Source organism: Olivibacter ginsenosidimutans, assembly GCF_039542865.1.
GTDB classification, from domain to species: Bacteria; Bacteroidota; Bacteroidia; order Sphingobacteriales; family Sphingobacteriaceae; genus Olivibacter; species Olivibacter ginsenosidimutans.
The window spans coordinates 364,755-378,419 of sequence record NZ_BAABIQ010000003.1 but is presented as its reverse complement, the minus strand read 5'-3'; the positions used below and the strand labels follow the sequence as shown (position 1 = coordinate 378,419).

The window sequence follows — 13,665 nt, the reverse complement described above, 5'->3', positions numbered from 1 at the left end:
AACGCATTATGGTGTATTGAATCGTGATATGCCATTTTTTATATCCGGATCATTCATAAAGAGATTCCAGATCAATCCTGTCCGTGCGTTTTCGAGCATAATGGGCACAATCCCTTGATGAATCGGATCAAAAGTTCCAGAAACCCAATTATCTTTGAAGCTAAATTCATCCCTAAAACCATATTCTGTCCAAAGATACGTTCCTAATTTACGGTAATAATTCTTCAATGCCTCCATAGCAAGTGTTGGCGTATACGGATATGTAGCAATTGCAGCAGAAGGGTTAAAACGATCTACTGCGGAAGAATCATTTCGCACGCAAGGCCATAATATATCTGTTAAGCTTACAAAACGCTCACTACTATTTAAAGCAGCACGATAGAATACATTGGCTAGATTTTGTTGATTAGCATAAAAGTCAATGTGTTTATCTATCGTAGTTTTTGGATTAAACGCTAAAAATGGTTGCTGCAGGCTAATCAAGGAAGACAAAGGGTCTCCAACACGTAAAGGTACTCCATAATACGTGCTATCCAAAAAAAACGATTCTTTCTTGTAGAGTATAGATTTGCGCTCTTCGCCATTCTTTAAAATGGTATCCGTAAGTGCAGCAGAAAAGCGCCCAATTGCCGGACCAACATACTGCAACGGTTGTTCGAAACCAAGCGCATAGGCTTCTGCAGCTATCGGATGCGTTGGTGAGACTATCCCCAGCAAATAGGCAATGAAACTACTGTTATATCCACCCAATGGCTTTGCTTGGTCAAAGGAACACGCAGGCGACCAAACACTATACAAATGATGGCCATTTTCACCCGGCACAAAGGCTTGCCAGTTGACAGCTTTCCAAAGTGCCGTAATCTTGTCTCTAAGTTCCCTCTCGCCCGATTCATCCTTATTAAAATAATTTCTGGCAACCAATAAACCTTGCATTAAATAGGCCGTTGATTCCAAGTTTGCCGCTATTTCACAAGAATCAGTCGAAATTGGTTTACCTGTTCTGCCATCCATAAGTTCTGGAAAAACACCATGATAGGTCGTGGCCTTATCCAAAAAATTCACGATTTTGGAAAGCCGATCTAACAGCAATTGCCTTGTTAAAAAGTTCCGTTCTACACCAATAACCTGTGTTAAAATACCAATTCCAGTTGCTTTCACTGAAATACGGGCGTCACTTACCAATGGCGAAACTTTGTGCATACCGCTATTAAACTCTGCTTCATCTGTAAAATAAGCGATATGGGATTTTTCTACGGCATCTAGTAACTCATTTTCATTAGCTGCTTTTGTTTCCGCTTTTTTAACATCAGAAAATGGCGATTCACGATATTCATAATCCACCCAGGCTATTTTATAGTAATAGCTAAAATCAGACCGGGGTACAACATCTGTATATTTTTTATAAGAAATTGGTCTTATCCCTACAGGAAAGAAATTGGTATTATCTTCCGATCGATAAATTTTTATATAACGTATACTAGGTGTCAATGGTAACTGCCAAGTCAAATCCACATGTCGCTCATGTGCTTCTGCGGCAGACAATACCGCCTTCCCCGTTAATTTCATTGTCGGTATTTTGGCGGGTAAAAACTCGATCTGATCAATAAATATACGGTGCTCTTTACCATCAGCTGAAGCTTGTTTAAATTGTAAACTACTAATCGGAGCCTGTGCGTCTAGATGACCAATATCTTTTAAGGGAATAGCAACAGACAACCATGTATTTTCTTGGTAATTCGTTAACAAATAGGATTGAATATTAATTTCATGGGATATGTTTTCACCCTGCATTAATTGCACTTGAGGCAGCTCTGCTTTGCTTGTACCGCTTGTTGCAAATAATTTAAAGGTAAGTAAGTCGCCATTTTTTGCTAAATATCCATTGTCATTATCATAACGAATATTGGTACTCCATTGGCCATCTTTACTGGAGATATACTGTAACAGCAAGGCATTGCCTGGCGTAAAGAAAATACTATCAGAAACAGGAAGGTGTCCATTCATATGATTAATCCAGCTTTTCCCTTCAAAAGTAGATTCCGAATAATAATAGCTCTTTGGCATTAAGCTATTTTCAAATAGCACCTCAGGATAAGTGGAAGCCTTCAATTGAAAGCATATTAACAAGAAAAATAAACAAAAGTAGATTTTTTTCATCGTTATATCGTATCTTAACAATCGGAGCTATGAGCAAAAACCACGCCATGGATCATTCGCAAGGAACTTAACTCGTGAACATTTACCGATAAAAAAGAGTCTTTTACCGATAAAGTGTCCACATCTACCTAATACTATATCCATGAAAGAAGAATATTCCGCTATATTTACATCAAAATGATAACCATATGAATAACTATAAAGCTCCTCAACGTCGGTCTAACTCTGGAAGGGTTTGGGTAGGACTTATTATCATACTTATTGGTTTTTCGATGTTGACAAAAACATTGGGTTTAGTCCTCCATTTTCCAGATTGGCTTTTTTCATGGCCTATGTGGCTTATTTTAATAGGCTTGGTTTTAGGTGCACGAAGCAACTTCAAAAAACCGAGTGCTTTTATATTGATACTTCTCGGTATTTTCTTCCTTTCTGAAGAAATAATGGATGTAAGCTTGGGAAGATTTTTTTGGCCAGCATTAATCATTGTTCTAGGCTGCTGGTTGATTACAGGCAGGAACCGAAATCGGCCCATACAACCATCCGATCCTTTTAACGATCCGGAAGTACCCCCAAAGGAACCGGTTGATTTTTCCACCTTTAATTCTGATTATTCGTCAGATGTGGATTGGGACAAGCGGGTTGCAAACGAAACTGACCCTATTCCTACTCCAGAAAATAAAGATTCGGCTTTTGAAGCCGAATCTAATGCATTTCAGATGAATGAAGAACAGTTTACTGGTAAAATCAGCGAAGACTATATTGATTCGGTCTCCATCTTTGGTCAGGTAAAGAAAAACATTTACTCCAAGAATTTCAAGGGTGGAGATATTGTAAACATTATGGGAGGTGCAGATATCAATCTTATCCAAGCAGACATCAAGCAACCCATCATATTAGAAGTAGTACAAATCTTTGGCGGCACCACCATCATTGTCCCTTCTCATTGGAAAGTAAATCCAGAAATGACCGCTATTTTTGGGGGAGTCGAGGATAAACGTTTTATAAACAACGTAGCCGTTGATAATCAAAAAAATCTTATCATTAAAGGAACTTCCATTTTTGGAGGTATTACAATAAAAAGTATATAAACTTTGCAACAGTACCCTGATGGCTTCATCCCCTCTTATCTCGTCTAAACAAAAGCTTATCGCCATAAGCTGTGTTGCTGTTTGGATTGGCACGCTCATCATACAAACGGGTTTATTGATTTGGTTTAACTTCAACATCAGGCTGGTCATTCTCGATACCTTAATTAGCGCGACGACGATTACCTTGGCCTGTTATATTATTACCAACAATTTAAATTATTATCAACCCCGAAAAGAACGATATTTTTATGTTATTATATGGGGATTATGTTTAGCAGCCATCGCTTTAGCCATCGATCGTTATGCAATCCGTTACCTCGTGAGCGATAAATCGTATCTTGCCTTTTTAGATCTTTCCATTCCTATTCGTTATTGTGCTAACGGGCTAATCATAGCTTGGGTTGCCATTATCCAAGTACTCTGGAATACCTTACATGATCAAAAAGAAAATGAACAACGTAAAGCGGATGCCGAAAAACTCGCCCGCGAAGCGGAGTTATATAATCTTCGGCAGCAACTTCAACCGCATTTTTTATTCAACAGTCTAAATTCCATTATAGCCCTTATCGGCCGTAAACCAGAAGAAGCTCGTAACATGACCTTTCAGCTGTCTGATTTCTTAAGAGGGACCTTACGAAAAGACGATCAGCAATTGATTCCTTTAAAAGATGAAATTGAACATTTAAAGCTATACCTGGAGATTGAAAAAGTACGTTTTGGCCATCGTTTAGAGACCGTAATTGTCATGGACAATTGCGAAACGTGCTTGCTTCCGGCTATGATTTTACAGCCACTGGTTGAAAATGCGATTAAATACGGCCTTTATGACACTACAGGACAAGTAAAAATCTCCATCAGCGCAAAAAAAGAAGAAAGTCATCTATTGGTTTCCATACAAAATCCATTCGACAAAGAGAGCAATAAACCACATAAAGGCACGGGTTTCGGATTGCGTGGTGTGCAACGTAGATTATTTTTATTATTTGGAAGGACAGATTTGTTGCAAACTCACCATACAGCTCATATCTTTACAAGCAGTATTAAAATTCCACAAATATGATTAAAGCTGTTTTGATAGACGATGAGCCTTTAGCCAGGAGCATTATTAGTGAATATCTAACCAGTTATCCAGAAATACAAATCGCTGAAGAATGCAATGATGGTTTCGAAGGTGCAAAAGCCATTATGCAACATGAGCCGGATTTGATTTTTTTAGATATTCAAATGCCAAAAATAAATGGTTTTGAGTTATTAGAACTTATTGACCAACAGCCAGCGGTTATATTTACGACAGCATTTGACGAATATGCCATTCGAGCATTCGAAAAATATGCTATAGATTATCTTCTTAAACCCATCAGCAAAGCACGCTTTGATCAAGCGTTAAAAAAATTTCTCGATCATCGTCAATTAAAAAGCACAAATGAACAAGAGCAAACCAAAAAAATGGTTGAGACAATGACCGCTAATTCCGCTCTCGAACGTATTGTGGTAAAAACGGGAAATAAAATCAATGTTATCCCTACAGAGACGATTATTTGTTTAGAAGCAGATGATGATTATGTCAAGTTACACACCGCAAACGGCACATATTTAAAAAACAAAACCATGAATTTTTTTGAAAAAGAGCTGGATCCAAACATTTTTGTCAGAATTCATCGTTCCTATATTGTGCGCATAGACAGTATCGTGAGGCTCGAACCTTTTGAGAAAGAAAGCCATGTTGCTGTTCTGACGAATAATGCTAGAGTAAATGTGAGCAAAACAGGATATGCTAAACTTCGACAGGTATTGGATATTTAAATTATGTTGAAATATATTGCCATCACTATTTTCGTATTATCAGCTTATCACACCTCTTTTGCTCAGCGCCACAATCAAGAGCAGCTCGTTTTACAGCAATTCAAAAACTATTTTAATAAGCATCTTGCTGATTCCATTTATCAGCAATGGGGTCGAGAAGCACAACAAACGGTTTCTAAAAAACAGCTAGACACCTTGCTCGAAAAGCAACTTTATCCCTTAGGTAATATTCAAGCCGCAACATTTATTCGTAAGAAAGACGGTTTATCCCACTACAAGTTAACATTTCCTAATGATACCTTACAATTAATTTTAAGTATCGATTCCAGCAACCATATTCAAACATTTTATTTCAAACCATACCAAGGCGCATTAAAGGCTCAAATTAATTCTGCCCAGAATCAATCCAAGACATCAAAAGCAGCCAATTCGGCTGCCTCCGAGCAGGAGCAACAACGTGTAACAAGTGATAATGATAATCGAATCGACCTGTTGGTTGATTCGCTTGCTCTACAATACACTAAAAGAAAAAACACCTGTGGATTAACTATCGGTCTACTAGTGGATGGCAGTATGAATTATTATTATTATGGTGAAACCATACATGGGAATAATACCCTTCCTGATAAAAAGACCTTATTCGAGATCGGTTCGATTAGCAAGACTTTTACAGCAATTTTACTTGCCTACTCCAGCATTCAGGATAGTGTTAAACTAGATGACCCTATTACGAAGTATTTGCCAGATTCAGTAGCTAGTAACAAAGACCTGACTAATATCACGTTTCGGAACCTTGCTACCCATACCGCTGGTCTTCCTCGTTTACCTGATAACCTATTACCCAGTGAAGAACTTGATCCCTATAAGAATTATGACGTTAACGCATTATTTTCTTACTTAAGAAACTACAAGCAACACCAAAAACCCGATTCACTATATGAATACAGCAATCTGGGTTATGGAGTCATTGGCGAGCTACTTGCCCAACGATACGATTCTTCGTACAGCGAATTAATCGAAAAAAAGCTCTGTCAACCCTTGGGTCTAATAGATACGAAGGAGTTTCCTGATGGCGATCAACTACAACATTTCATTCCTACATACAATAACGAGGGCCAATTAACCCCTCATTGGCATTTTCAAGCTTTGAGTGGAGCAGGCGCATTGAAATCGACCGTCACAGACCTACTTCAATATGCAGAGGCGAACCTTAATCCGCCTAAAACGCCACTGGGTCAAGCCATCGTACTTACACACAAACCGGCATGGTTGGTGTCAGAAACACAAGATTTAGGTTTAGCTTGGCACATTGATATTGAAAATTTTCTGGAAATTTTTTGGCATAATGGTAGCACATTGGGTAGCAGTAGTTTCTTGGCTTTTGTGCCTGATAAAAAGTTTGCTGTAGTGGTATTGGCTAACGCAGCACCATCTGTTGATCAGATCGGTCGCTCCATTATCAAGAAATTGATCGAATAATATTACGCTTCCCCTTTTCGCAGTAATTGTTCAATAATTTTAGGAAAGTATTGATGTTCTAGTTGTTGCCCTTTGAATTTTATGATTTCTAAGGTATCGTCCTCATCAATTTTGAACTTAGCCTGATGGATAATTTCTCCCTCATCAAATTGTTCATTAACATAATGAATCGTAATTCCTGATTCTTCTTCCTTATTTGCTAAAACGGCTTTATGCACACGATCTCCATACATACCCTTACCACCGTAGGCGGGAAGTAATGCTGGGTGAATATTAACAATTTTATTCGGAAACGCGTCTAAAAGATGCTGCGGAACTAACCACAAAAAGCCAGCTAAAACGACGAGATCAATTTGCATTCTTTTCAATAAATCTACAACTGCTGCTGTTTCATAGAATTCTTGGCGATCAAATATATGTGAAGGAATTTCAAAATTATCTGCCCGCTGCAAAACGTAAGCATCTGGATTATTGGTCAATATTAAGGACACTTCCGCATCTTTACTGTATTTAAAATGTTCCATAATCTTCTGTGCATTGGAGCCTGAGCCAGAAGCAAAGATCGCTATACGTTTTTTCATTAGAATAGATTATTTATTCATTATTTATTGTTTTTATAGGTATTCATACTGCTTTCCCCTTAGCCTCTCCATCGTGTTCAAGAGATTGCTTTACGCCGTTCCTACCCTTTTCAGTTTATGCAGGTTTCATTCGGATAATTGCCTCGTGATCACCTAAAAAACTTTCCTCTTTCGTCAGTTGAAAAGCAAGAGGAAATATACAAATTTTGCCGCAAACTTAGGTAAAATGCTTTGCATTCACGAACACTAAATAGCAATCTCCAACTAAATTTTCGGAGAATATCTTGACATTTTTTGATTCTGATTAGCTATTTTTACACCTGCAATGTACTTTATTATGACAAATAACATGTATTATAGATTATCACCAATATTAGTGATCTTATTCTTAAGTGTAACATCAGCATGTGCGCAAAAAAATCCAGTCTCTAAAGAGATTCCGGAGTTTACATTCTTCAATGTAAATAATGATGCACCATTTACAAGAAATAACCTAGCCTCCAATGGAAAAAATATTGTCTTTCTATTTTTTGATCCCGGTTGCAGTCACTGCCAGCAAGAGGTATTGGCTTTAGGGAAAAATTATAATAACCTTAAAGATATTAATCTTTATTTTGTTGCCATGCAGGAAAAAAATCTCATCAATGCCTTTATGGCCATGTACGGAGGAGAATTAAAGGGTAAAAAAAATGTGGTGCTATTGCAAGATAAAAATTATGAATTTATTGGAAAATTCAAGCCAACGCAATACCCAGCAGTGTTTGTCTACGGGGCGAATAAACAATTAAAATCCTATTGGGATGGAGAGAAAAAGGTAGAGGATATTATTAAAGCCCTTAATATGTAATTTAATGGTGTGATCCTTTTTTCCCGCAAAAAAGTATCCAAACCCGAGGAGTTCGCGACGAACCCATGAACCTTTAAAATAGACAAACAGGGAGTAAACGCTTCTTATAAATCCCCAAAAAATTAGTAGCTTTGCGGCTTTTAAATCCACAACAATGAGTCACCCTGTTAAAATTAAAAACGCGTTAATTTCTGTTTACCACAAGGATCATTTAGAACCTCTTATTCAACTACTGAATAGTTACGGCGTAAATTTCTTCTCTACTGGCGGAACAGAAAAATTTATCCGTAGCCTGAACATACCTGTAACTCCTGTAGAAGAGTTAACTACCTACCCATCGATATTAGGAGGAAGGGTAAAAACGCTTCATCCCAAAATTTTTGGTGGTATTCTGAGCAGAAGGGACCTTCCGGAGGATAAAGAAGCGTTAAATACCTATGAAATTCCTGAAATAGATTTAGTGATCGTTGATTTATACCCATTCGAAGAAACGGTAGCATCAGGCGCTACTGAAGAAGACATCATCGAAAAAATAGATATCGGTGGTATTTCTTTGATTCGTGCCGCTGCAAAAAATTATCATGATGTGGTCATCATTTCCTCCCGCAACGATTATGAAGAACTAACAGCAATTTTAGAAGAAAATAAAGGGTATACTTCATTAGCGCACCGAAAGTCTTTTGCTAAGAAAGCATTTAATGTCTCTTCTCATTATGATACGGCAATTTTCAATTATTTTAACAGGGAAGAACCGTTGGAAGTCTTTAAATGCAGTGAACTTAAGAAGACTCCGCTTCGTTATGGTGAAAACCCTCATCAAAAAGGTGCCTTTTATGGAGATTTAAATGCTATGTTTAACAAATTAAATGGCAAAGAGCTCTCCTATAATAATTTAGTAGATATTGATGCAGCGGTAGCCTTAATTGATGAATTTGAGGAACCAACTTTTGCTATCTTAAAACATACTAATGCATGCGGAGTTGCCAGTCGAGACACTTTACTCCAAGCTTGGAAAGATGCACTAGCTTGTGATCCCGTTTCTGCTTTTGGTGGTGTATTAATCTGCAATAGAATAGTTGAGCAAGATACCGCAGAAGAGATCAACAAGCTATTCTTTGAGGTACTCATTGCACCAGCTTTCAGCGAAGAAGCTGTTCGTATATTATCTGGGAAAAAAAATCGGATTTTATTGCAACGAAACGAAGTTATCTTGCCTAAAACGCAATTTAAAACCTTATTAAATGGCATCATTGAACAAGATAAAGACGCGGTTATAGAAGGGCAAGAGCAAATGACAACAGTAACAGAAAAAACACCCGCTGCAACCGATTACGATAATTTAGTATTCGCCAACAAGCTGGTTAAGCACACTAAATCAAACACCATTGTATTTGCTAAAGACAACCAGCTTTTGGCAAGCGGGGTTGGGCAGACGTCACGTGTAGACGCGTTAAAGCAAGCCATAGAAAAGGCCAAAGCATTTGGTTTTGACTTACATGGAGCGGCTATGGCTTCAGATGCCTTTTTTCCTTTTCCAGATTGCGTTGAAATTGCAGCAAACGCTGGTATTGTCGCCATTTTACAACCCGGTGGATCAATAAAAGACAAGGATTCTATTGATATGGCTAATAAAAAAGGTATTGCCATGGTGACTACCGGCATTCGGCATTTTAAACACTAAGGACCTTAATATACACTAAGGGCGACTTTGCTTAAAATTCGGTCGCCCTCAGTGCTCTTTCTCCAGAAATACAACCTTCGTTAAATCAGCTTGGTATACTGCATTCATAAATCGAGCATAATCTATATACCGTTCGGGCGGAAACTGTCCTTCCCGTAGTGATAATTTTCGATGATAAACCAACTGCCGATCGGTCAATGTTAACTCCATAACAAAATCACCAAAGTCGGTTTCTAATTTAACATCAGCCGGTTTCATCCTCAATACATACTGATCAGGCACCGTATAGGTAAGAATATCTTCATCTGTATAGCCTCTATTTAAGTAAAACGGTGATTCCCGTTTCTCCAACTGTGGAACTGAGCCCTGGCGATTAAAAAGATTAGGTTGGAGGTATATCAACTGGCCGTTTTTAGGTGCATAATGCCTAATATTAATCGCTACATCTTCCTGCATACAAGGTGTATCCTCTGCAGGCTGATCAGCGTAGGCGACCTGTGTAAAATCAATATTATCTATTGCATAAATTTGTTTAAGTGTTTTGGTTTGCTCATTTAACGGCATATCGGCAATACCTAAACGATTATCGTACTGAGCACCTTTAAAACGTGTAGAAAAAGCACCATGGATATCCCCCTCGCTATTGAGCGAAAATATCGCTTTCCTTTGTTGAGTACTTGCCATCGGCGTATATTTTGGTGTCCTTAAAAGCTCTCCACCATGAGGTGTGCAAGCAAAAACCAAGCGATCGTCAGTAAAATCACCTAAAAAACCGAAAGGAATCTTCTGACTTGTGCATTCCAGCCAAACCGTATCCTGCTTCAAGGGCACAGCTAAAATAACATGGTTGCCTTGATTCATACTTGCAAAATCCAATTCCATGTCTTTTTTCAAACTCCCGGCATTTACCACACAGTAATAAGAAGGAATTTCCGCAATATTTAAAAGTGTTTGCATATAATTCACCAAGCCTTTGCAATCCCCGTATCCCAAACGATCTACCTCACTTGCAGCCATTGGTTGAAATCCTCCAATCCCTATCTGTACACTCACGTATCTCGTTTTCTGCTGTAGATATTCATACAATACTTTGATCTTTTCACGATTATCTGTTAAATTATCTACCAGTCCATTTACTTGGCTAATCATGCTTGGTGTCGGTAGTTGTTGCTCTTTGATCAAGTCGTTATACACCCACTGTCCGAGCTCTCGCCAATTCGTATACCCTCCCTTTTTTCGGTAGTAATAAAATTGTTCAGGCGCAATTTTAACTCGAGTTTGATAGGATTCCGGGGGTGGGGATAAGGGCTCTATCCTACCTGCGGGCAAGCTTTTAACCATCCATGTATAACTTTTTTGCTTTTGGTTACGCTCCTCTGTCCGTTTACCAGTATAATTGGATTCTTTAATGTGGAGTTTATCTTCTAATCCGCAAATAAATTGATAACTACTTTGTTCTACAGCCATATCTCGATAGGGTTTTGGTACCCAATCGGGAATAATAAGATTTTGTTTAAATTTTAACTCAAAATCATACATAACCGTAAAAGGATATTCCAGACCATTGGGAAGAAAATGTTTAACGCGGCTATCTTCAAAAAGCGAAAAATTATTTACGGCACTCTCATCCAAAAAATCTTTGGCACTTATCTTTTGCATTAACTGCCCTTGCCCATCATATAATGCGCCGTGAATATCCTTAATCACGGTATTTTTATCATAAAACAGGGCTAAGCGAGCATAGGCTAAGGCAGATTTATTCATGATAGTAAGCACCTCTTTTACATGCAAAACCACCTCATTTGTTGCGTGCATATCAATAGTGTACTGACGATCTCTCATGATCGCATTAGCACGTAATCGCAAATGTTCAGGAATATGATCTATCGCAAAATCCGCTTGCCCCCATACTTTTATGCCCATCAGCAATAAAAAAAAACAAAGCCAATAAGACTTGCTCATATCGTCTTTTCTTGAAGTACTACATCTGTTTTTTGAAGCTGAATAATCCGACTGAAAAATTCTTTTAAACTTAAATATTCCTCTGATCCATAAATCATTTTATTTAACCGAAAAAGCTGGTTACAGAATAAATGTCCGTTTTCGAGTCTTGTTCTATTTACAAACTGTCCACCCTTGTCCATTAACGCTAAATTCATATCCTTTGGCTTAGAAACCAATTCATATCCATCCGGTAATTTTACATCTAAGTTCAGGCTTTCCTCCTGGAGCATTCCGATATCGACCGGATAAGTACGCTCATTAAGGTTAAATGGATTTTTATTCGTTTTATTCATAAAAAACGGATTAAAAAACAGCTGATGATTTTGTAAACTGTCAAATAAATTTATACTCACTTCACAGCGTTCTTGTAAACTACGTTCAATAGTATCTAAACCGGAGATTTCTTCATGCAGGATTTGCATCCCCGGCGTTTCAGATTTCTTTTTTTCAAAATATTCTTCAACAGATGGATAGTCAACAATTTCTTTTCGTTTAAGGTAAGCAGCGTATCCATAACTACTGGTTACAAGTTTGCCTTTCAATGTACCGTCTGTCAATAGCTCTCCAATGAGCGTATATTGCACATGATGCTTTTCTTTAGGCATGAGGTCTACCCAATAAGAGGATTGTTTTATCGGAAGCACTCTTCCTTGATCATTTATACAACGTAGAGGCAGCATACCAAAAGGTAAAAGCGGATCTGACGCATCCAAAAAGTAACTTTCACCAGCTACCGTTAATTTTGCGATCAGGTAATTAAACTCCGAAATAACAGGATTAAGCTTATTCACGATTCCATTCTCTCGGGTTGATAAAATCACCACTTCAGCATCTAAGCCACCTGCAGCCAAAGCCGCAATTAGTGCGAGATTAATATCAGCAATATTACCAGTATGCTGGTCTAAAGCCTTTCTGACTCCTAACTCACTGAATATTCCATAATACTTATTCCACTTAATCTGTTTTTTAATAAAAGAATAGATTGCTTTTGCTTTATTCAAATCACCCTGCACGTGTTGGGTTATTTCTGGCATTACCTTTTCAAATTCATCCTTCTGCTTTGCCTGTCCACCTAAACTTCTATCCAACATAAGCTCCCGATCAACATTTTTCCATTCCTTAGTAAAACTTCGTTTAGAGCCATTGCGTAACAGTACGTCGGCAAGTTCAAAATAGATAGCCGACTTAAAATTCGATGCAGCAGTCATATAATCTTCCTCAATGAAGGCCGGTACATTTTTCATAATGTATGTCAGCTGCGAGCAATCAATTGGCCATCCAGGCAACCGAAAGCCCTCCCGCACAAGAGCTGATTTTTGATCACTCAATTTAAAAGGACCTCGCATGACCACATTGTAATTGTAGGTTCCTGGTATAATCGCTTCGTATTCACTATAAATCTTAGGAATATCAGTTTGAAATTCCCAATTACGGAAATTATATAATCTTGGCGAGATAATTTGATAACTGTATTCTATAATACTTCCATTTTGGATATTGGGCATGGTGAACTTCGTTAAAGTCACGTATTTGCTATATTCTTCCTTATAAGTGTTTTTTGTTTCCAGCCAAGTTTCCACTTTTGTTCCGTTCGTTTGGGGATTTAATGTAACGGCTTTTAGCTCTTGAACATATTCGATTCGATCTCCATCTTTATACAATGGAATAACAATATTTGCTTGCTTAACCCCTTCTTTGTTGAAAATCTTTAATCGTACATGATGTGTGAAAATAAGGTTGATCGCCCCGCTTTGATCATCAAATGAAAAGCGGGCACGACCATATTCTCGTAATACGACAGCATTAGCCGTACTATCATAAGCACACTGTTGCATTTCTTTCTCCTCAGTACTAATGGCACCGAACGAAAAATCATCCGCAAAGACAGTACAAAAACTCAGTAAAGCAACAAGAGCGGGAAAAATAATTTTGGTCATAAAAGTTAAGGTTTAGCGTCATAGGCCGAAGATACATATTAAACGGAAAATGCAATAATAAATTTATATTTTTAATCTGCATGATGCT

Annotated in this window: 10 protein-coding genes; 6 read left to right on the top strand and 4 right to left on the bottom strand. The window is 37.9% G+C overall.

Features of this window, described 5'->3' with window-relative positions; all coding sequences use genetic code 11:
- Nucleotides 1–6: 6 nt before the first annotated feature.
- Entirely contained in the window at nt 7–2,157 is a 2,151-nt protein-coding gene (locus ABD930_RS02900) for a glucoamylase family protein (protein ID WP_345230190.1), read from the bottom strand.
- Between the two features lie 188 nt (nt 2,158–2,345).
- Between ABD930_RS02900 and ABD930_RS02895 the strand changes: the two genes are divergently transcribed.
- The 4 genes from ABD930_RS02895 to ABD930_RS02880 are packed head-to-tail and all read left to right on the top strand — an operon-like array spanning nt 2,346 to nt 6,527.
- Nucleotides 2,346–3,245, top strand: a complete 900-nt coding sequence (locus ABD930_RS02895; protein WP_345230189.1) for a LiaF transmembrane domain-containing protein — start codon at nt 2,346–2,348, stop codon at nt 3,243–3,245.
- Nucleotides 3,246–3,264: 19 nt separating this feature from the next.
- A complete protein-coding gene (locus ABD930_RS02890; protein ID WP_345230188.1) occupies nt 3,265–4,305 on the top strand; it encodes a sensor histidine kinase in 1,041 nt (346 codons plus the stop codon).
- Nucleotides 4,302–5,048, top strand: coding sequence for a LytR/AlgR family response regulator transcription factor (locus ABD930_RS02885; RefSeq protein ID WP_345230187.1), 747 nt, complete (start codon nt 4,302–4,304; stop codon nt 5,046–5,048). The genes ABD930_RS02890 and ABD930_RS02885 overlap by 4 nt, the downstream gene beginning before the upstream one ends.
- 3 nt (nt 5,049–5,051) lie before the next feature.
- On the top strand, nt 5,052–6,527 hold the full coding sequence (locus tag ABD930_RS02880; RefSeq protein WP_345230186.1) for a serine hydrolase domain-containing protein: 1,476 nt from the start codon (nt 5,052–5,054) through the stop codon (nt 6,525–6,527).
- Between the two features lie 2 nt (nt 6,528–6,529).
- Here ABD930_RS02880 and purN read toward each other — a convergent pair whose 3' ends face one another.
- Complete coding sequence (gene purN / locus ABD930_RS02875) at nt 6,530–7,108, bottom strand: phosphoribosylglycinamide formyltransferase (protein WP_345230185.1); 579 nt, start codon at nt 7,106–7,108, stop codon at nt 6,530–6,532.
- 349 nt (nt 7,109–7,457) lie between these two features.
- Between purN and ABD930_RS02870 the strand changes: the two genes are divergently transcribed.
- A complete protein-coding gene (locus ABD930_RS02870; RefSeq protein ID WP_345230184.1) occupies nt 7,458–7,955 on the top strand; it encodes a TlpA family protein disulfide reductase in 498 nt (165 codons plus the stop codon).
- Between the two features lie 154 nt (nt 7,956–8,109).
- The gene (purH, locus tag ABD930_RS02865) at nt 8,110–9,636 is read left to right on the top strand and encodes a bifunctional phosphoribosylaminoimidazolecarboxamide formyltransferase/IMP cyclohydrolase (RefSeq protein WP_345230183.1); all 1,527 of its coding nucleotides are present in this window, start codon (nt 8,110–8,112) and stop codon (nt 9,634–9,636) included.
- A gap of 48 nt (nt 9,637–9,684) precedes the next feature.
- Here the strand turns inward: purH and ABD930_RS02860 are convergent, their stop codons facing one another.
- Together ABD930_RS02860 and ABD930_RS02855 are read right to left on the bottom strand one after the other, a co-directional pair.
- Entirely contained in the window at nt 9,685–11,598 is a 1,914-nt protein-coding gene (locus tag ABD930_RS02860; protein ID WP_345230182.1) for a DUF3857 domain-containing protein, read from the bottom strand.
- A complete protein-coding gene (locus ABD930_RS02855; RefSeq protein WP_345230181.1) occupies nt 11,595–13,577 on the bottom strand; it encodes a DUF3857 domain-containing protein in 1,983 nt (660 codons plus the stop codon). The genes ABD930_RS02860 and ABD930_RS02855 overlap by 4 nt, the downstream gene beginning before the upstream one ends.
- Between the last annotated feature and the right edge of the window lie 88 nt (nt 13,578–13,665).